Genomic DNA, 20,022 nt, shown 5'->3' with positions numbered 1-20,022 from the left:
GGGAGGAATCACTGTGCAGATCGGCATCGGACTTCCGAATCAGGTCCGCGACGTCACCGCGTCGACCATTCCACGCTGGGCGGTCCGGGCCGAGGAAGCGGGGTTCTCCACCCTCGCCACGACCGGGCGCTACGCGTACCCGGGTGTGAGCGACACCGTCGCGCTGGCCGTCGCGGCCGGGGCGACCACCACGATCGGACTGCTCAGCGCGGTCCTGCTGGCCCCGACGTGGCCCGCTGCCTTGCTGGCCAAGGAAATCGCGGGCATCGACGGTGCCTCCGGCGGCCGCCTCACGCTCGGCGTCGGGGTCGGGTCGCGCGAGGACGAATTCACCGTGCCGGGGCATGGACTCCGCGGTCGCGGCGGGCGGCTGGAAGCCGACCTGGCGACCTACCGCGAGGTCTGGGGCGGCGCGCCGGTCGGCGACGGACCGAACCCGGCCGTGCCGACGGGAACCCGGCAAGTCCCCATGCTGTTCGGCGGGTACTCGGCTCGCGCGCTGGACCGCATGGTGCGCTGGGGTGAGGGCTACATCGGGGGTTCGCTGCCGGTGGCCATGACGGCGCCCAGTTTCGAGGCGGCGAAACGAGCCTGGCGGGAGGCAGGCCGCCAGGGCGCTCCGAAACTCGTCGTACTCGCCTACTTCGCACTGGGCGACCCCGAGACCGGCCGGACGAACATCCGGGACTTCTACCGGCTGGCGCCCGAAGACATCGCCGGCAACGTGGTGCTCTGCACTACGCCGCACATGGTCGAGCAGTCCACCGCGGAGTACGCCGGCCTCGGTGTCGACGAGATCATTTTCGTCCCCGCCACAGACGACCTCGACGAAGTAACCCGGCTCGCCGACATCGTCGCCTGAACGGTCGGCGAGAGCCGAAAGGCTGCCACTGCGGCATCGTCGAGGCAGCGGAGACCTGGGTGCGAGCGACTCGCTGCTTGGGCGTGGTGTTCTCGGTGGCGATCCGTTGGATGGCTTCTTCGTGTGGTCGGGTAGCCGGGGATCAGCAATGGTCTCCGGCTACCCGACCACACCTCGCCGGCTCTTTCACTCTTGTGAGTGCTGCACCGTAATTCGAACATGTGATGCAATTTGGTTCATGACGCACTACACCTTTCCTCCCGACCTCGTACAGGCTCAATCCGCCTGGTACGCCGCCTATCGACAGCTCGCCGCGGAGCGGAGCCCCGCGCAGACGACCGTGCTGCGCCGTCGGCTCCAGCGGCTCTCCGTGCAGATCGCCACGCACCCCTACTGGGCAGATATCCCCGGCCATGCACCGGCCGCCCGGAGGGCACTGAAGGAAATGACCGGGGAGGGGCACCGGTCATGACGCCCTGTCAGATGTGGCCCGGAGCGGTCGCCGATCGAGTCCGGCCGTCATTGCGGGGCGAGGGAGTGGCCGAGGCCCGGTTGGTGGTGCGGGACGGACGCCGTGCACGGCGGCGGAGGGAGCACAGGGGGAGGGACGGGCCCGGGCCGGGAGTGGGGAAAGGGCATGGCCGAGGACGTGTTCCGCCTCTGGGGGAGGGGCTGTCGCCCTTCGGCTCGATGTCCCGGTCGGAGGCGGTGTGCCCGGTCGGCTCAACGTCCGAGTCGGCTGCGGACCATGGTGAACAGGGCGTTGAGTTCGGGGAGTTTGAGGAGGCGGGCGAGGGCCAGGAAGAGGCCGAGAAGGACGACCGTGCCGGCGAGGAGGGCGGTCAGGGAGCCCAGGGCGGTGGTGCCCACGGCGTGGAGCAGGGCGGTGGATGCGGCGCCGGCGGCGAGCGCGGCCGGAGCGGCGGCGACGCACAGACGGGTGTAGGTACGCAGGATGCGGGCGCCGTCCAGGTCGCCGCCGAGCCGTTTGCGCAGGCGGCGCCAGGCGACGGCGATGCCGACGGCGAAGGCCAGACCGTAGGAGGCGGCCATGCCGGTGACGGCCCAGCGCGCGGGGAGGAGGGCGAAGCACAGTGCCGAGGCGGCGGCGTTGACGAGGGCGACGACCAGGGTGTTGTAGAAGGGCGTGCGGGTGTCCTCGTAGGCGTAGAAGCCGCGCAGGACGACGTACTGGGCCGAGTAGGGGATGAGGCCCAGGCCGAAGGCCATCAGGGCGTGGCCGATGCCCTGGGCGCCCTCCGTGCCGGAGCTGGCGTAGAGCAGCGTGGCCATCGGCGTGCCCAGGGCGAGGAAGGCGAAGGCGCAGGGCACGATCGCGACGGCGGAGGTGCGCAGACCGTAGGAGATGTCGTCGCGGACGGCGGTGGCGTCGCCCGCGTGGGCCGCACGGGAGATGCGGGGCAGGACGGCGGTCATGACCGACACGGTGATGATCGCCTGGGGCATCTGCCATATCTGGTAGGCGAAGTTGTACGCGGTGATGCCGGCGCCGGTGTGGCCGGCGCGTTCGGCGGTGGCGCCCGCCTTGGTGGCGAGTTGGGTCACGACGGTCAAGCCGACCTGGTTCGCGAGCACGAACAGCAGCGTCCACTTGGCCAGGCCGACGGCCTTGCCCAGGCCGTGTCCGCGGAAGTCGAAGCGGGGGCGGAGCCGGACGCCGGCCTCCCGCAGATACGGCAGCATGGCCAGCGCCTGTACGGCCAGTCCGAGCAGGGTGCCCAGGCCGATGAGCCGGACCCCCTCGGGGGTGATGGTCGCCGGGCCGACGCCGGAGTCGGTGAAGCCGCCGAAGGCCCAGATGAACGCGCCGAAGCCGGCGATGGTGACGACGTTGTTGAGGACCGGGGTCCACATCATCGCGCCGAAGCGGTCACGGGCGTTGAGGATCTGCCCGAGCACGACGTGGATCCCCATGAAGAACATGGTGGGCAGGCAGTAGCGGGCGAACGCGACGGTGAGCGCCATCCGTTGGGGGTCGGCGGCGATGTCCGGCGACATCATGCGGACCAGGAGCGGCGCGGCCAGCACGCAGAGCGTGGTGGCGCCGGCGAGGACCACGACGACGAGGGTGAGCAGCCGGTTGGCGTACGCTTCGCCGCCGTCCTTGTCGTTCTTCACGGCGCGGACGAGTTGGGGCACGAACACCGCGTTCAGCGCCCCGCCGCCGACCAACGTGTAGATCATCGTGGGCAGGGTGTTGGCGACCTGGTAGGAGTCGTTGAGGGTGCCGACGCCGATCGCGGCCGCCATGACGAGCGTGCGCAGGAACCCGGTGATCCGGGACACGATGGTGCCCGCCGCCATCAGGGCGCTGGACTTGGCCAGGCGGGCGGTGCCGCCCTTCGGTTCGGGTTCGGACGTGGGCGCCGTGCGGGGAGACGCAGGGGCGTGCCGTGCGGGCATGCGGAGCGGCAGGGTGTCGTCCGGCGGATGACCGGGGAGTCCTCCTCGTCCGTCGGTCTCTTCGTGCGGCGCGGCCATGCCTGTTCCTCCTCGTCAGGACGGGCCCCCGCGGCCCGTCGTGGCTCGACGGACACTTTCGCACCCCGCCGCGGCCAACTGCGCACGGGTCGCTGCCGACCGGGACTTTCCGGTCGTGTCCTCCGTGGTCTCCGCGTTCCTGCGGCGGGATCCGCTGCCGTGATCGGCCTGCGGTCATCGAGGGGAGGCGCCCCGCAATTCCCGTGTGATCATGATCGAAATCCGGCCCTCCGGGCGGGAGTTCGCGCGTCCGTGGTCCAAGGCAAGACGTCCACCAACCGGTGGGAGATGCAGGTGCAAGGCAGGCCGGGCGCTCCGCAGAGGTCCCCTTCCCGTGGTGGAAAGGGACCTCTTTTCGTTGGGGGTCAGGGGCCTACGGTTCCGTCGACGCCCTCGCGGAGGAAGTCGGCGTGGCCGTTGTGCCGGGCGTACTCATGGATCATGTGCAGCATGATCAGGCGGAGCGAGACGTCCTCGCCCCACCGGGGTTGGTACGCGGTGAGGTCTAGGGACTCGGCGGCCCGCTCGATGCGCCGGGAGTGGGCCACCTCCTCCTGCCAGGCGGCGAAGGCCGAGGCGCCGGTGGTGCCGGCGTCGTCGAACGCGGCCTGGAAGTCGCCCTCGTCGGACCAGACCAGCGGAATGTCCTCGCCGTTGACCACCCGGCGGAACCACGTGCGCTCCACCTCGGCCATATGCCGGACCAGACCGAGCAGGGAGAGCGTGGACGGCGGCATGGCGCGCTGTCGCAGCTGCTCGTCGGTCAGTCCCTCGGTCTTCATGGCGAGCGTGGCGCGGTGGAAGTCGAGATAGGCGCGCAGCGTCTCCCGCTCACCGGCACGTCGGGGCGGATCGATGCGTTCGATTGTCATGCACGCAGAGCGTAGTGGGGGACGGGGCGGGGCCCGCGGGGTACGTCGCGGCCCGGGGGCCGTCGCACCCGGGCCGTACGGATGTGTGGCGGCGGAGCACCGCCGCTACGGCAGATACCGTTCGAGGGCTGCCCGCCCCTTCTCCTCGATCAGGCGCTGTGCCCACTGGAGGCTCTCCGGAGTGGGCTCCCGCCCGGACGCCCTGACCAGGTCCTCCGCGTCGAAGGGCCGCTCGCTACCGGTGTACAGCTCCGCCGGCCGGCGCACGGCCGGGGTCTTACTGCCATTGGTCGTCACAGGTCCTCCTCTGTCCGCGCCCGCCGAGTGCCGGGACCTCGCTGGTTCCATCATGGGACCGGCGCCGGAGACCCGCACGGCGTACCCCGGCCCACCTGTTCAGCCCACCGGCCGCGGAGCTCCCGGATAGTGCGGCGGGAACGCCTGCTCCGTCCAGATCGTCTTGCCGAACGGCGCGTACCGCGTCCCCCAGCGCTCCACCAGCTGCGCGACGATGAACAGCCCCCGGCCGCCCTCGTCGTCGCTCGCGCTGTACCGCAGGTGCGGCGAGGTGTGCCCGGTGTCGGAGACCTCCGTGACCAGGGCCAGATCCCGCAGCAGCCGCAGGTGCACCGGCCCCGAGGCGTGCCGCACGGCGTTGGTGACCAGCTCGCTCACCATCAGCTCGGTCGCGTACGACAGCTCCGCGAGGCCCCACTCCGCCAGCTGCCGGGTGGCCAGCTCACGGGCGGCGCCCGCCGCGGCCGGCTCCGCGGGCAGCTCCCAGGCGGCGACCTGCCGGGCGTCCAGCTCCCGGGTCCGCACCAGCAGCAGCGCCGCGTCGTCCGGTGCCGCCCCGCCGGGCAGCAGCGCCGCCAGCGCGCGGTCGCACAGCTCCTCCAGCGGGCGCTGGTTCTCCCGCAGGACGTCGCCCAGGACCGCCAGTCCGGCGTCGACGTCACGGTTCCCGCCCCGGAGCAGTCCGTCGGTGAACAGGGCCAGCAGGCTGCCGGCCGGCAGCTCGGTCTCCCACGACTCGAAGGGCAGGCCGCCCAGCCCCAGCGGCGGACCGGCCGGCAGGTCGGGGAAGGAGACCTCGCCCCCGGGGCCGACGATCGCCGGCGGCGGGTGCCCGGCCCGGGCCATCGTGCAGTGCCGCGACACCGGGTCGTAGACCGCGTACAGGCAGGTCACCCCGGCGGCCACGTCGTCCGGGGCGGGTTCCGCGACGGCGCCCGCCGCGCGCTCCTCCGGGGTCTGCCCCACCTGGTCGTCGAGCCGGCTCAGCAGCTCGTCGGGCGCCAGGTCCATCCGGGCCAGCGCCCGTACGGTCGTCCGCAGCCGGCCCATGGTGGCCGCGGCCTGGAGGCCGTGTCCGACGACGTCCCCCACCACCAGTCCGACCCGGGTGCCGGACAGTCCGACGACGTCGAACCAGTCGCCGCCCACCCCGGCCCGGTCGTCGCTGGGCAGGTACCGGTAGGCCATGTCCACCGCGGACTGCGGCGGCAGGCGCTGGGGCAGCAGGTTGCGTTGGAGGGTGAGGGCCGCGGCGTGCTCCCGGGCGAAGCGGCGGGCGTTGTCCATCGAGACCGCGGCCCGGATGACCAGCTCGTCGGCCAGCTCGACCTCGCCGCTGTCGAAGACCGCCGGGCTGTCCTCGCGGTCGAAGGTCACCAGCCCCAGCGGGGTGCCGCCGGCCCGCAGCGGTACCACGATCGTCCGCTCGGTGCGGATCAACCCGCCCGACGACAGGCTCCGGTACGGGAGCGTGCCCCGCTCGTACGTGACCGGGTACGGCGGGTCCGCCGGCCGGTCCGGCGGGTCGTCCCGGGAGCGCGAGGCCACCCGGACCAGGTCCGGCACGCCGCCCTCGCCCGGATCCGGATCGCCGCCCTCCAGCACCGACCGCAGCAGGTCGACGGTGACCGTGGCCGCGAATTCCGGTACCGCGACCTCGGTCACCTCCCGTGCGGTGCCGACCATGTCCAGGGTGGTGCCGATCCGGCGGCCGGCCTCCACCAGGAGGTTCAGCCGGTGCTGCGCCTGGTAGCGGTCGGTGATGTCGAAGGAGTCCTCGCACACCCCCAGCACCCGCCCGTCCGGGTCCTGCAGCCGGTAGTAGGAGCAGGACCAGATGTGCTCGGTCCCCGGGTCGGTGGGCTGTTCGCCGACGAAGTGCAGGTCGAGGAACGGCTCACCGGTCGCCAGCACGTGGCGCATCACCGTGTCCAGGCTGGAGGGGTACCCCTCCGTCACGAACTCGCCCGGATACATCTCGTCCGCCAGCTTGCCGCTCAACTCCCGCAGCGGCAGCCCGACCTCCCGCCCGTAGGAGGTGTTGAACCACGTCAGCCGCAGGTCGTTGTCGTAGATGGCCAGGCCCACCGGCGACTGGGTCGCCAGGCCGTGCAGCATCGCCTGCCGGGCCTCCCACTGGCGCAGGTCGCCGAGTGCCGTCGCCACCAGTACCCGGGCCGGTCCCGGCCCGGCGCCCTGGGGCGCGTCGGCCAGCGGGCACGTCGTGATCGCCACCGACAGCTGGTGGCCGTCGGCGTGCCGGGCGGTACGGGTCTCGATGGTGGTCGGTTCCACGGTCGGCGGTCCCGCGCCGTCCGGAGTCCGCTCCAGCAGGAACGTGTCGGCCGGCCGGCCGATGATCTCCTCGGGTGCGTACCCCAGCAGCTTCCGGGCCGCCGCGCTCCACCCGATGACCCGTCCCCGGGCGTCCAGAACCGCTGTGGCCGCCCTGGTGACGTCGAGGGGACCACGGAAGTCGGCGCTCGTCGCCGCGCTCCATGCGTTCATGGCATCAATCCAGCCCGGTTCAGTACCTCCAGCATCGAGCCCGGTCCCCACCCGCACAACCGGCCCTGCCCCGAGCGGGCGACCGGCGGGGCGGGTCTCCCTTGGTGCGGGGCCGGGCGGTCGCTGGCACAGTGGGAGGGGCGCCGGGGGCCCGGCCGTGCTCCGCGCCGACCCGCGCGGACTGCTCCCCGCTCACCCGTCGGACCGGCCCGGCCCGGTCGCCACAGGAGGCCGATGTCCATGCCGTCCCCACGCCCGACCGCACCGGTCCGCGGTGCGCCCTGCTGGGTGAGCCTGATGACCAGCGACCTGCGGTCCGCGCAGCGCTTCTACGGGGCCGTGCTGGGCTGGCACTTCCGGCCGGCCAGTCTGGGCGAGGAGTTCTCAGTCGCCCTGCACGACGGGGAGCCGGTCGCCGGGGTCGGGGCGCTGGCGCCGAGTTTCCAGGTGCCGGTGGCCTGGACCGCGTACTTCGCGGTGACGGACGCCGACGACATCGCCGCCCGGGTCCGCGAGCGGGGCGCGACGGTGGCCGTCGGACCGCTCAAGCTCGGCCCCGGGCGGGCCGCCCTCGCCGCGGACCGGGACGGCGCCACCTTCGGCTTCTGGGAGGGGCAGACGCTGTCCTGGTCGGTGGGGACCGGCCACGCCCCGGCGATCCTGGAACTGCGGACCAGGGACGCGTTCGCCGCGGCCATCTTCTACGCCGAGGTCTTCGACTGGGCTTCGGAGAAACCGGGTGGCTGCCAGGTGACGTACGAGCACGACCAGGTGATCGTGCACGACGGCACGCACGTGGTGGCGGCGCTGCGCGGAGGCGGGGTGGAGGCCGCCCCGGACCCGCGGGTGCGGCCGCAGTGGCATGTGCACTTCCGGGTGCCGGACGTCGCCGCCGCCATCGACGCCGCGGTGGCGGCGGGCGGGACCGCGACGCCCGTGACGTCGACCCGGGACGGGCACGGGAGCCGGGCGATGGTGCGCGACCCGGACGGCGGGTTGTTCACGGTGACGGGGCCCAGTATGTCGTCCTGACGCGGGTCCGGCGCCGGTCGCCCACCCCTTCTTCCGGCGTCGGCCCGGCTCCGGTCACCGGCCCCTCTCCGGTCGCCCGCTCCTCTCCGGTCATCCGCCCTTCTCCGGTCATCCGCCTTTCTCAGGTCGCAGCGGCGGGCACCACGCGGACTGGGTGCGGCCGCCGATCCGGCCGCAGTAGCCGGCCTGGGTGGGCTTGCCGACGCCGTCTATGTGTTGCACCGACAGCAGCTTGTCCAGCGGGACCTGGCGGTCCACCTCGCCGCCGAAGCTGATGATCCCGCTCTCCCCGTCGAGCGCCCCGTCCCCGTGCACCCCGCTGATCGCGTGCCAGACGGCGGGCGGGCTCAGCGGCATCCCCGGGGCGTCCTCGCGCAGCTGCCGGACCGCGTTGACGTACAGCTTCACCGCGTCGAAGCCGAGTGCGGCGTGGCCGTCGAGGGACGAGTTGGGGACCTTGACGCACTCCTCGGGGAAGAGCCGGGACATCTCCGAGTACAGCTCGCTGGAGTCGGCGCAGTGTGCCGAACCGAGGGTGAAGTCCAGGAAGTCGTAGGGGATTCCGGGGTACTGCGCGCGGCGGACCGGGTCGGCGGCCAGCCGGGCCACGTCGTCGCCGCCGATGACGGTCGGCGGGGCCGAGTTGCAGGACTCGTTGATGCCGCCGAGGAACGTCTCGAAGTCCTCCGCGCGGCCGGCGTAGAACACCAGCCCCGGGTAGGAGCAGCTGCGCTGGCCGACCGAGCCGGCGCCCGGCCCGACCGCGGACGGCTCGTCGCCCGGGGGCGGCGGGGGCATGAAGGTGGTCGGCTCGACCGTGAAGCCGCGGGCCCGGAACTGCTTGGCGACGTCGTCGCTGAGCGTCCTGCTGTAGGTGTCGGTGGGGTCGGCGGAGCTGATGACGCGGACCTGCCGGGTGGGCTTGGCCCGGCCGGCGACGAGGTGGTCGGCGTAGGCGGCGGCGACCTCGGCCTCCCGGCTGTTCTGCGGTGACACCTGGAAGTACATCGGCGACTGCCGTACCAGGGAGTCCGCGGAGAGGGTGGTGGCGACCATCGGCAGCCCCGCATCGGTCAGCTTGCGGATCGTCAGGTTGGTGGCCTCGCGGCTCTGGTCGAGGCCGGTGACGCCGACGATGGAGGGGTCCTGGCCCTTCAACTCCTGGAGGATCTGCACGACTTCCGGTCCGTAGCGCATGCCGGACCCGGCGTTGGCGGGGAAGATCCGCAGGATCGGTTCGGTGCTGCCGGTGGTGCGCAGCTGGCGGGACTGGACGCTGGCCGCGCCCTGCAGCGCCTCCCGTCCGTAGGCGAGTTGGGCGGTGGACTTGCCGGTGCTGCTGAGCAGCGCGGAGAGGTGGACGAGGGTGACCAGCGGGCGTTCCGGGGACGCCTGGTGGATCTGGTCGGCGCGGGCGTTCTGGTCGGCGATGGTGCGCAGGGTCTTGTTCAGTTCGGCGTCGGGGGAGTGGAAGGTGAAGCCGTGCCGGGAGACGCCGACGCACTCGCCGGTCTCCACGGTGCGCAGGGTGTCGGCGTCGTCCTGGAAGCGGTCGAGTCCGCAGTGCGCCTTGCGGTAGGCGCCCTCCTGGCCCCAGAGCAGCCCGCCCGCCCCCAGCAGGGCCGCGGTCACCGCGCAGGCGGCCGCGACGGAGACCACCCGCCGGGCCCACAGCGGCGGCTCGGGCAGGCGTAACCTGGCGTCCTGCGCCACTTCTTGACGTCGCGTCAGTTCGTAGCGGGCCCTGGCCGCGGGGTCGTCGGAGGGCGGCATCAGCGGGGGCACGGTGACCGGCAGGTACCAGGGGGCCCGGTTGCGGGCCCGGCCGGTGTGCAGGAAGGTGTCCCGCCAGCCGCCGTAGAGCCGGTCGGAGAGCTCCCAGAGCGAGGTGTGCCCCCAGTCGGCGCGGGTCCCGGTGCCCTCCGCGGGCGGCTGTGCGCCGCAGCTGATGACCAGCAGCGGATCGAAGGCGCCGGTCTCGTTGCGGACGTCGATGACGGTGCGCAGCAGCGGATAGCCGCAGTTGCCGGCGTCCGCCCCGGCCAGCAGGGCGACGCAGTACGCGGTCCGGCGGGCCGAGCGGGGGCGCCACGGGCGGCGCCGGAACGCGATCCGCAGGTCCTCCAGGAAGGCGTTGACCATCAACTTCCGTAACTGCTCCGGGTCTTCGACCTGGTTGTGCGGGACGGTCAGCCGTTCCGCGAAGCCGATGAACGTGCCCGGGTCGCGCGGGGCGAGGTAGGGCTGGTTGAGCAGCCAGCGGTACTCGCGGCCCAGGCCGCGGCGGACCCGGAACCACGCCAGCGGGAAGACGTGCACCGCGAACAGCCAGACCCACCAGGGCACATGGCCGTCCACCGCGAGTTCGGTCTCCGGCGCGCGCAGCAGTCCGAACAGGCGGCGGCGCCGGAACTCCCGCTCGCGCAGGCCCTGGAGGAGGCTGTGGTCGGTGCCCTCGACGTCGCCGGCTCCGTCCGGATCGCCGCCGGCGCCGGTCTGCACCAGCCAGTTGACCAGACCGAACCGGCGGAAGCGGACCCGTCCGTCGGCGCCGTTGACGCTGCGGGCGAAACCCTGCGCCAGCCGCTCCAGCGTCCGCCGGACCGCCTCCACCGACCCGGGGTCGCCGGAGGACGGCTCGTTCGTCAGATCGTGCAGGCAGTGCGGGACCCGCCGGGGGTCGGCGTGGGTGAGGAAGTAGCTGATGCCGCGGGCCAGTTGGGAGTGGTCGTCGCCGGCGACCAGGCAGAGGACCGGGAGTCCCTCGCGGCCCTGTGCCACGCCCCGGTGCCGCACGGGCTCCGGACACTCCCTGCGGCGCGGCCGGCGGACGAGATCGGCGATCAGCCGGAGCAGATGTCCGGCCCCGTGGAAGACGGGAATCTGGGAATCGAGTTCGTTCGGCGCCATGGTGCCCCTGAGGCCGGTTCCGAATAAGGCCGGTATTGTGCCACCGCCGCGCGGCCGGAAGCTACGGTTCGGACTCCTGTGCCCATGCGCCTGGCGGGCCTTTCCCGGCCGCGCGCCGCCCGCCTGCCGAGGAACCGCGGCACCGGCATCGACGACCGCGGTCCGGCGCGGCATCCCGGTGGTGTCCGGGTCGGCGGCACCGTACGCGCAGTGGTCCGGCCGCAGGCCGCCGAAGCGCACGACGGCGACGGCCCGGGGCGTGCCACCGCCCTCACCGTCTGCCGCCCCGGTGCCGCACGGGACGGCAGTGCGCTCCTGGTGCCGGTGGGGCGTAAAGGGGAGCTGTGGGCGCGGTTAAGAAAACCTCGATGGACCGGACGGCCGCGGTACGGAAGATTTCTGGCCGGAGATCGGCGGCCCGCACGGGTCCCGTGAACGTCACAACACTCATTCACGTACGGGAGCCGTTGCGGTGAAGGCACTGGTCAAGCAGAAGGCGGAGCCGGGACTCTGGCTGACGGACGTGCCGGAGCCGGAGATCGGCCCGGGCGACGTACTGATCAAGGTGCTGCGCACCGGCATCTGCGGCACCGATCTGCACATCCGCGCCTGGGACGGCTGGGCGCAGCAGGCCGTCAGCGCCCCGCTGACCGTGGGCCACGAGTTCGTCGGGGAGGTTGTCGAGACCGGCCGGGACGTGGCCGACATCAAGGCCGGCGACCTGGTCAGCGGCGAGGGCCACCTGGTCTGCGGCAGCTGCCGCAACTGCCTGGCCGGCCGGCGCCACCTGTGCCGCGCCACGGTCGGCCTGGGCGTCGGCCGGGACGGCGCGTTCGCCGAGTACGTCGCGCTGCCCGCCACCAATGTGTGGGTGCACCGGGTCCCGGTCGACCTCGACATCGCCGCGGTCTTCGACCCGTTCGGCAACGCCGTGCACACCGCGCTCTCCTTCCCGCTGGTCGGCGAGGACGTCCTGATCACCGGCGCCGGGCCGATCGGCATCATGGCGGCGGCGGTCGCCCGGCACGCCGGCGCCCGCAACGTGGTGATCACCGACGTCAGCGAGCAGCGCCTGGACCTTGCCCGCAAGGTCGGCGTCAGCCTCGCCCTCAACGTCTCCGCCACCTCGATCGAGGCCGGTCAGCGCGAACTGGGCCTGCGCGAGGGCTTCGACGTCGGCCTGGAGATGTCCGGCCGCCCCGAGGCGCTGCGCGACATGATCGGCAACATGACGCACGGCGGCCGGATCGCCATCCTGGGCCTGGCCGCCGAGGAGTTCCCGGTCGACTGGTCCCGGATCGTCACCTCCATGATCACGATCAAGGGCATCTACGGCCGGGAGATGTTCGAGACCTGGTACGCGATGTCCGTGCTGCTGGAAGGCGGCCTCGACCTGGCGCCCGTGATCACCGGCCGCTACCCGTACCAGGAGTTCGACGCCGCCTTCGCCGACGCGGCGAGCGGCCAGGGCGGCAAGGTCATTCTCGACTGGAGCGTCTGACTCCCCGCCGCCACCCCGAGACGACGCCGCCGCCCCGACGCGCACCCCTAAGGAGACACCCCTGATGTTCGACGCCGTACGCGACGACCTGCGCACCGCCCTCGACGAGATCCGTGCCGCCGGACTGCACAAGCCCGAGCGGGTCATCGGCACCCCGCAGTCCGCCACCGTCGCGGTCACCGCCGGCGGCCGCCCCGGCGAGGTCCTCAACTTCTGCGCCAACAACTACCTGGGCCTGGCCGACCACCCCGAGGTCGTCGCCGCCGCCCACGAGGCCCTCGACCGCTGGGGCTACGGACTGGCGTCGGTCCGCTTCATCTGCGGCACGCAGGAGGTGCACAAGGAACTGGAGAGCCGGATCTCCCACTTCCTCGGCCAGGAGGACACCATCCTCTACTCCTCCTGCTTCGACGCCAACGGCGGTGTCTTCGAGACCCTGCTCGGCCCGGAGGACGCGGTGATCTCCGACGCCCTCAACCACGCCTCCATCATCGACGGCATCCGGCTCTCCAAGGCCCGCCGCTTCCGCTACGCCAACCGCGACCTGGCCGACCTGGAAAAGCAGCTGAAGGAGGCCCAGGGCGCCCGGCGCACCCTCGTCGTCACCGACGGCGTGTTCTCCATGGACGGCTACCTGGCGCCGCTGCGGGAGATCTGCGACCTGGCCGACCGCTACGGCGCGATGGTCATGGTCGACGACTCGCACGCGGTCGGCTTCGTCGGCGCCGGCGGCCGCGGCACCCCCGAGCTGTGCGGGGTGCTGGACCGGGTCGACATCCTCACCGGCACCCTCGGCAAGGCGCTGGGCGGCGCCTCCGGCGGCTATGTCGCGGCGCGCGCCGAGATCGTCGCGCTGCTCCGCCAGCGCTCCCGCCCCTACCTCTTCTCCAACTCGCTCGCGCCGGTGATCGCGGCCGCCTCGCTCAAGGTCCTGGACCTCCTGGAGTCCGCCGGTGACCTGCGGGAACGCCTGCACGCCAACACCGCGCTGTTCCGTTCGCGGATGACCGAGGAGGGCTTTGCGATCCTGCCCGGCGAGCACCCCATCGCGCCCGTGATGATCGGTGACGCGGCCGAGGCGGGCCGGATGGCCGAGCTGCTGCTGGAGCGCGGGGTGTACGTCATCGGCTTCTCGTACCCGGTGGTCCCCCAGGGTGCGGCCCGGATCCGCGTCCAGCTGTCCGCCGCCCACTCCACCGAGGACGTGCACCGCGCGGTGGACGCCTTCGTGGATGCCCGCGCGGCGCTGGGGAGCTGACCGGACCGACCGGACGGCCGCGGGGTACGACCCGGTCGAACCCTGCGAAACTGGAACCATGATCGAAGCACGTCGGCTGCACATCCTCCGTGCGCTGGCCGACCACCGCACGGTGACCGCCGCGGCCGCCGCGCTCTACCTCACGCCCTCGGCGGTCTCCCAGCAGTTGGCCGCACTGGAGCAGGAGACCGGCCACCGCCTCGTGGAGCGCGGCGCCCGCGGCGTCCGGCTGACCGCCGCGGGCGACATCCTGCTCGGCCACGCCAACGCCGTCCTGGCCCAGCTGGAGCGTGCCGAGGCGGAGCTGGCCGCGTACGACCAGGGTGAGGCGGGCACCGTGACGGTGGCCGCGTTCGCCACCGGCATCGCGCTGGTGCTCGCCCCGGCCCTCGCCGAACTGGCCGGTTCCGCACCCGGCATCCGCGTCCGGGTCCAGGACGCGGAGGGCGACGCCAGCCTGCTGATGGTGCTGGACCGGCAGGTCGACGTGGCGGTGGCCGTCGAGTACCGGGGCGCGCCGGACGCGGACGACCCGCGGCTGACCCGCGTCCCGCTCTACGCCGAGCCGTTCGACGCGGTGCTGCCGCCCGGCCACCCGCTGGCCGGGGCGGCCGCGGTACCGCTGGCCGGGCTCGCCAAGGACCCCTGGATCGGGCCCTATTCCGGCAATCCGTGTCATGACGTGGTCGTGCTGGCCTGCGAGTACGCCGGGTTCCGGCCGCGGCTCACGCATTCCTCGGACGACTTCCGGGCGGTGGTGGCGCTGGCCTCGGCGGGGGTGGGGGTGGCCCTGGTGCCGCGCTCGGCGCTGCGCGGGATGGACCTCGGGGGTGTGGTGGTGCGGCCGGTCGACGGGGTGGCGCCCACCCGGCGGGTCTTCGCCGCGGTCCGGCGGGGCGCGGAGGACCATCCGCTGTTCAGCCCGGTGCTGGCGGCACTGCGGACGGCGGCGGCCGAGCAGGGGTGAGCCGGCGGAACCGCCCGCCCGGCTGACGGTGCGTCGGGACGGTGGCGGTGCCGGTGGCGGTCAGGCCGCGGTGCCGCGCGGTGGGCGGCCGGTCCGCTTCCAGGTCGCCAGCTGGCGGGCCGTCCAGGTGGTGATGACCCGGTCGGCCGGGACGCCGCACTCCTCGGCGCGGGCGCAGCCGTAGATCTGCCAGTCCAGCTGGCCGGGCGCGTGCGCGTCGCTGTCGACGGCGAAGAGGGTGCCGGCGTCCAGGGCCTGGCGCAGCAGGCGGCGCGGCGGGTCGAGGCGGTCCGGGCGGCAGTTGATCTCCACCGCGGTGCGGTGCTCGGCGCACGCGGTGAAGACCTCCGCGGCGTCGAACTCCGACTCCGGGCGGGGCTTGCCGGTGAGCTGCCGCCCGGTGCAGTGGCCGAGGACGTCCACCAGCGGATTGCGGACCGCGGCCAGCATCCGCCGGGTCATCGGCCCCTTGTCCATCCGCAGTTTCGAATGGACCGAGGCGACCACGACATCGAGCCGGGCCAGCAGGTCCGGTTCCTGGTCGAGCGAGCCGTCGTCGAGGATGTCGCACTCGATCCCGGTCAGCAGCCGGAACGGCGCCAGGCGCGCGGAGACCTCCGCGACCAGGTCCAGCTGCCTGCGCAGCCGTTCGGCGGTCAGCCCGCGGGCGACGGTGAGCCGGGGGGAGTGGTCGGTCAGGGCGCACCAGGCGTGGCCGAGGTCGCGGGCGGTGCGGGCCATCTCCTCGACGGGGCTGCCGCCGTCCGACCAGTCCGAGTGCAGATGGCAGTCGCCGCGCAGGGCCCACCGCAGGGCCCGCCCTTCCTCTCCCTCGACCAGGGGGCCGCCGGTCTCCTCCTCCAGCCGGGCCAGATAGGCGGGCGGTCGTCCGGCGAGTGCCTCCTCGACGACCCGGGTCGTCTTGGGGCCCAGTCCCTTAAGGCGCCCCAGTGTCCCGTTCCGGGCCCGTTCGGCGAGGGCGTCCGCGGGCAGTCCGGCGATCACGGACGCGGCGGTGCGGAACGCCTGTACCCGGTAGGTCACCGCCCCCTGCCGCTCCAGCAGGAACGCGATCCGCTCCAGCGCCGCTACGGGATCCACCCACCCACCGTGCACCGGGCGGGGGGCGGCTGCCACCTGGACCGGGCCGGCGAACGGCCCCTACCGCAGTTATGCGAATATGTCCGTTCTCTGGGCGGTCGATCCCTTTCCATCGGAATGACGGGGCGATAGCGGTGATGAATCCGGGCATTAGTGCACGGGAAGTCGAGAGCAATCATGTTCGGTTAAAACCTGTGCAACATCCCGGCTGTACTGCGGAAACACGAATCGGACTTCTCGACCGCGCGGCGCGCCGGCCGGGCGTTGAGTTCGATCGCCTCCAGGAAATCTGCACACCGAATGCGCAGCCGGCACACGGGCCGGGGTTTTGCGTGCCTACGCTGCCGCGCTGGTCAGTGGCTTGGTTCCGGAATGCCCCATTCCGCGGGAACCGTAACGACGGTGCGGCGGAAAAGAAACCGGGGGAGTTGTGAAGATGCTTCGACCATGCCATGGACACATGTACACGTCCGGTAATTTCGTGGAGCAGTTGCGCCGGGATCGCCACTCATCCGATTAGCAGCGCAACCCACCTGCATGCTTTGATCCATCGCACCGCGGCAGTCACCGGGGATTCCCGATTCCGGGATCCCGGTCGCCGTGGTCGCGGCCGGGTCAACCCACCGGACGGCCCGTACGCAGTTATTTCTTGATATTGATCCGAAGGGAAACATCATGAACAACGCCCAGGTGCAGACCCAGGAAATCTCCGACGCCGACCTGGACAACGTGTCCGGTGGCCTCGTCGGCGGCGTGCTGAGCACCGTCACCACCACCGTCGACTCCGTCGCCCCGGTCTCCGGTGTCCTCGGCACCGCCACCGGCCTGGTCCAGCAGACCACCGGCCTCAACGTCACGGGCGTCGCGGGCGGCCTGACCGCCGGTCTCTGACCCCGAGCCGACCCTGTGCCGCCGAGCGGCGCAGCCGGCATCGAACGGTCACGACGGCAATCGGCGCCCCCTCCCTGCCGATCTGCCGTGCCGAGTGCCCCGGACAACCCGGTTCCGGCCGGGTTCCGGGGCACCCGGCTGTCCGCCGCCGGATCTTCGCGCCGGTGGCGCACTCCCGTACCCTCGTACTCCCGTACCATCCGCAGCAGTTGAGGGAAGAGTGTCGTGCAGTTCCGCCAACAGGCCCTTTCCAAGCTGCAATCGCCCGAGGAACTCGACCTGCCGGTGCGCTTCGCCCGCCCCCAGGGCTGGCTGGTGCTGACCGTCACCGTCCTCGTCATGATCGCCGCGACCGTCTGGGCGATCACCGGCACCGTCTCCTCCACCCTCACCGCCCCCGGCATCCTCACCCACGGCCACGGCAGCTACGTCCTGCAGAGCCCGGTCGCCGGCCAGGTGACCGCGGTCCTCGCCGAGGAGGGCAAGCAGGTCGCCGCCGACGCCCCACTGGTGCGCATCCGCACCGCACAGGGCACCACCACCGTCGTCCGCGCGCTGGCCGCCGGCCGGCTGACCAGCCTGGTCGCCACCATCGGCGCGGTCGTCACCACCGGCACCGACCTCGCCTCCGTGGAGAAGACCACCGGCAGCCGCGACCCGCTGACGGCCACCCTCTACGTCCCGGCCGAGAGCGCCGCCATCCTCCCCGCCGGCGCCACCGTCGACCTCACCGTCGCCTCCGCGCCCACCCAGCGGTTCGGCGTACTGCGCGGCCACGTCGCGGCCGTGGGCCGGAACGCCCAGAGCCGCCAGCGGATCTCCGCGTTCCTCGGCAGCGCCCAACTCGGCGAGCAGTTCTCCCGTGCCGGTCAGCCGGTCGCCGTCCTGGTCCGGCTCGACGCCGCACCCACCGCCTCCGGCTACGCCTGGTCGACCTCCGGCGGCCCGCCGTTCGCCCTCGACTCGATGACCCAGGCCACCGCCGCCGTCCACCTGGCCGCGCAGCACCCGATCGATTGGCTGCTCTCGTGACCGCCCCCGACGCCTCCGCGGCGCCCCCGCAGCACCTGCCCCCCGCCGGCCGCGGCCGCCACCGGCCCGAGGGCGCCCCGGCCGCCCGTCGCCGCCGTCCGCCGGCCCCCGCCCGCAAGGCGAAGAAGTCCGTGCGTACCCCCACCGTGCTCCAGATGGAAGCGGTCGAGTGCGGCGCCGCCTCCCTGGCGATGGTGCTCGCCCACTACGGACGGCACGTCCCACTGGAGGAGCTGCGGATCGCCTGCGGCGTCTCCCGCGACGGCTCCCGCGCCAGCAACCTCCTCAAGGCCGCCCGCAGTTACAACCTGTCGGCCAAGGGCATGCAGATGGAACCGGCCGCCCTCGCCGAGGTCCAGGCACCGGCCATCCTCTTCTGGGAGTTCAACCACTACGTCGTCTACGACGGCCCCGGCCGCCGCCTCGGCCGTCGCGGCGTGTACGTCAACGACCCCGACAAGGGCCGCCGCTTCGTGCCCGTGGAGGACTTCGACACCAGCTTCACCGGCGTCGTCCTGGTCTTCGAACCGACCGAGTCGTTCCGCGCCGGCGGCCGCCGCCCCAGCGTGCTCAGCGCCCTGCCGGCCCGGCTGCGCGGCACCACCGGCACCCTGCTGGCCGCCCTGCTCGCCAGCCTGCTGCTGGTCGGCGTCGGCGCCGCGCTGCCCGCGCTCAGCCGCACCTACATCGACATGTTCCTGATCGGCAACCAGACCTCGCTGCTGGGGCCGCTGTTCGCCGCGATGGCCGCGATGGTGGCCCTCACCGCCGTCCTGACCGGCCTCCAGCAGGCCAACCTGCTCCGTGGCCGGATCATCTCCTCCACCCTCAGCAGCGCCCGCTTCCTGCGCCACCTGCTGCGGCTGCCGGTCACCTTCTTCGCCCAGCGCGCGCCCGCCGACCTCGTCCAACGCCTGCAGTCCAACGACGCGGTCGCCGAAACCCTCGCCCGCGACCTGGCCGCGGCCGCCGTGGACGGCGTGGTCGTCGTCCTCTACGCCGTGCTGCTGTGGACCTACGACCCGCAACTCACCGTCATCGGCGTCCTGATCGCCCTGCTCAACGTCGTCGCCATGCGGATCGTGGTCCGGCTGCGCGCCACCCACACCCAGAAACTGCGCGCCGACACCGCCCGCCTCACCAACACCTCCTACACCGGCCTCCAGCTCATCGAGACCATGAAGGCCACCGGCGGCGAGAACGGCTACTTCCGCCGCTGGGCCGGGCAGCACGCCGCCACCCTGGAGGAGCAGCAGCGGCTCGGCGTGCCCAGCGCCTGGCTGGCCGTCGTCGCCCCCACCCTCGCCACCCTCAACAGCGCGCTGATCCTCTGGATCGGCGGCCTGCGCGCCGTCGAGGGGCACCTCTCCATCGGCCTGCTGGTCGCCTTCCAGGCGCTGGTGACCCGCTTCACCGCCCCGGTCACCCGCCTCAACGGCGTCGCCGGCCGGATCCAGGACTTCGCCGCGGACGTCGCCCGCCTCAAGGACGTCGAGAGCTTCCCCGCCGACGCCCACTACTCCCGCCCGGACGCGGACGCCGGCACCCGCCGCCTCAAGGGCCACGTCACCCTCGACGACATCACTTTCGGCTACAGCCCGCTCGACGCACCACTGCTGACCGGCTTCTCGCTGGCCGTCGGCCCCGGCCAGCAGGTCGCCCTGGTCGGCGGCTCGGGCAGCGGCAAGTCCACCGTCTCCCGACTGATCTCGGGCCTCTACACCCCCTGGGAAGGCACCATCCGGATCGACGGGCAGCGCCTGCAGGACATCCCGCGCAGCGCGCTGGCCGCCTCGGTCTCCTTCGTCGACCAGGACGTCTTCCTCTTCGAGGGCACCGTCCGGGACAACGTCGCGCTGTGGGACCCCTCCATACCGGACGACGCGGTGATCGCCGCCCTCCAGGACGCCGCCCTCTACGACGACGTCATCGCCCGCCGCCCCGACGGCATCCACAGCCGCGTCGAGCAGGACGGCCGCAACTTCTCCGGCGGCCAGCGGCAGCGCCTGGAGATCGCCCGGGCGCTGGTCCGCCGCCCCAGCATCCTCGTCCTCGACGAGGTCACCAGCGCACTGGACGCCGGGACGGAGGCGGTCATCATGGACAACCTGCGGCGCCGCGGCTGCGCCTGCGTCATCATCGCCCACCGGCTGAGCACCGTCCGCGACAGCGACGAGATCGTGGTCCTCGACCACGGTGCCATCGTCGAACGCGGCCGGCACGCCGAACTGGTCGCCGCCGGCGGCGCCTACGCCGAGCTGGTCAAGGAGCACTGACGTGGCATCCGTA

At 72.7% G+C, this 20,022-nt stretch carries 15 protein-coding genes; 9 read left to right on the top strand and 6 right to left on the bottom strand.

What is annotated here, in order from left to right; all coding sequences use genetic code 11:
• The first annotated feature begins 13 nt into the window (after window positions 1–13).
• Both CG747_RS12265 and CG747_RS12260 read left to right on the top strand, forming a co-directional pair.
• Window positions 14–862 (top strand): LLM class flavin-dependent oxidoreductase, encoded by an 849-nt coding sequence (locus tag CG747_RS12265; RefSeq protein WP_100601724.1) that lies wholly within the window; start codon window positions 14–16, stop codon window positions 860–862.
• Window positions 863–1,100: 238 nt separating this feature from the next.
• Window positions 1,101–1,334 carry a hypothetical protein gene (locus CG747_RS12260; protein ID WP_100601723.1) on the top strand — a complete coding sequence of 78 codons (234 nt, stop codon included), beginning with the start codon at window positions 1,101–1,103 and terminating at the stop codon, window positions 1,332–1,334.
• 251 nt (window positions 1,335–1,585) lie between these two features.
• Here CG747_RS12260 and murJ read toward each other — a convergent pair whose 3' ends face one another.
• The 4 genes from murJ to CG747_RS12240 form a co-directional block, all read right to left on the bottom strand.
• Complete coding sequence (gene murJ / locus CG747_RS12255) at window positions 1,586–3,364, bottom strand: murein biosynthesis integral membrane protein MurJ (protein WP_100601722.1); 1,779 nt, start codon at window positions 3,362–3,364, stop codon at window positions 1,586–1,588.
• 365 nt (window positions 3,365–3,729) lie between these two features.
• On the bottom strand, window positions 3,730–4,236 hold the full coding sequence (locus CG747_RS12250) for a DinB family protein (protein ID WP_100601721.1): 507 nt from the start codon (window positions 4,234–4,236) through the stop codon (window positions 3,730–3,732).
• 105 nt (window positions 4,237–4,341) lie between these two features.
• On the bottom strand, window positions 4,342–4,533 hold the full coding sequence (locus tag CG747_RS12245; RefSeq protein ID WP_100601720.1) for a hypothetical protein: 192 nt from the start codon (window positions 4,531–4,533) through the stop codon (window positions 4,342–4,344).
• A gap of 99 nt (window positions 4,534–4,632) precedes the next feature.
• Window positions 4,633–7,041 carry a SpoIIE family protein phosphatase gene (locus CG747_RS12240; protein ID WP_100601719.1) on the bottom strand — a complete coding sequence of 803 codons (2,409 nt, stop codon included), beginning with the start codon at window positions 7,039–7,041 and terminating at the stop codon, window positions 4,633–4,635.
• Window positions 7,042–7,281: 240 nt separating this feature from the next.
• On the opposite strand from CG747_RS12240, the gene CG747_RS12235 reads away from it, so the two are divergent.
• On the top strand, window positions 7,282–8,073 hold the full coding sequence (locus CG747_RS12235) for a VOC family protein (RefSeq protein ID WP_100601718.1): 792 nt from the start codon (window positions 7,282–7,284) through the stop codon (window positions 8,071–8,073).
• A gap of 108 nt (window positions 8,074–8,181) precedes the next feature.
• Here CG747_RS12235 and CG747_RS12230 read toward each other — a convergent pair whose 3' ends face one another.
• Window positions 8,182–10,983, bottom strand: coding sequence for a hypothetical protein (locus CG747_RS12230; protein ID WP_100601717.1), 2,802 nt, complete (start codon window positions 10,981–10,983; stop codon window positions 8,182–8,184).
• Window positions 10,984–11,455: 472 nt separating this feature from the next.
• Between CG747_RS12230 and tdh the strand changes: the two genes are divergently transcribed.
• The 3 genes from tdh (at window position 11,456) to CG747_RS12215 (ending at window position 14,709) form a co-directional block, all read left to right on the top strand.
• Window positions 11,456–12,484 carry an L-threonine 3-dehydrogenase gene (gene tdh / locus CG747_RS12225; RefSeq protein WP_100601716.1) on the top strand — a complete coding sequence of 343 codons (1,029 nt, stop codon included), beginning with the start codon at window positions 11,456–11,458 and terminating at the stop codon, window positions 12,482–12,484.
• Between the two features lie 64 nt (window positions 12,485–12,548).
• A complete protein-coding gene (locus CG747_RS12220) occupies window positions 12,549–13,742 on the top strand; it encodes a glycine C-acetyltransferase (protein ID WP_180985498.1) in 1,194 nt (397 codons plus the stop codon).
• A 58-nt stretch (window positions 13,743–13,800) separates the two neighbouring features.
• Window positions 13,801–14,709 (top strand): LysR family transcriptional regulator, encoded by a 909-nt coding sequence (locus tag CG747_RS12215; RefSeq protein WP_100601899.1) that lies wholly within the window; start codon window positions 13,801–13,803, stop codon window positions 14,707–14,709.
• 60 nt (window positions 14,710–14,769) lie between these two features.
• On the opposite strand, the gene CG747_RS12210 is transcribed toward CG747_RS12215, so the two are convergent.
• Window positions 14,770–15,810: a PHP domain-containing protein gene (locus tag CG747_RS12210; protein WP_100601714.1), complete on the bottom strand. Its 1,041-nt coding sequence runs from the start codon at window positions 15,808–15,810 to the stop codon at window positions 14,770–14,772.
• A gap of 675 nt (window positions 15,811–16,485) precedes the next feature.
• Between CG747_RS12210 and CG747_RS12205 the strand changes: the two genes are divergently transcribed.
• The 3 genes from CG747_RS12205 (at window position 16,486) to CG747_RS12195 (ending at window position 20,009) form a co-directional block, all read left to right on the top strand.
• Entirely contained in the window at window positions 16,486–16,701 is a 216-nt protein-coding gene (locus CG747_RS12205; RefSeq protein ID WP_100601713.1) for a type A2 lanthipeptide, read from the top strand.
• A gap of 225 nt (window positions 16,702–16,926) precedes the next feature.
• Window positions 16,927–17,733, top strand: coding sequence for an HlyD family efflux transporter periplasmic adaptor subunit (locus CG747_RS12200; RefSeq protein WP_100601712.1), 807 nt, complete (start codon window positions 16,927–16,929; stop codon window positions 17,731–17,733).
• Window positions 17,730–20,009 (top strand): NHLP family bacteriocin export ABC transporter peptidase/permease/ATPase subunit, encoded by a 2,280-nt coding sequence (locus tag CG747_RS12195; RefSeq protein WP_100601711.1) that lies wholly within the window; start codon window positions 17,730–17,732, stop codon window positions 20,007–20,009. The genes CG747_RS12200 and CG747_RS12195 overlap by 4 nt, the downstream gene beginning before the upstream one ends.
• The last annotated feature ends 13 nt before the right edge of the window (window positions 20,010–20,022 follow it).

This window comes from Streptomyces sp. CB02959 (genome assembly GCF_002803155.1).
Taxonomy (GTDB): domain Bacteria; phylum Actinomycetota; class Actinomycetes; order Streptomycetales; family Streptomycetaceae; genus Streptomyces.
Note: the sequence above shows the minus strand (reverse complement) of the source record. Positions and strands in the feature narration are given on the sequence as shown.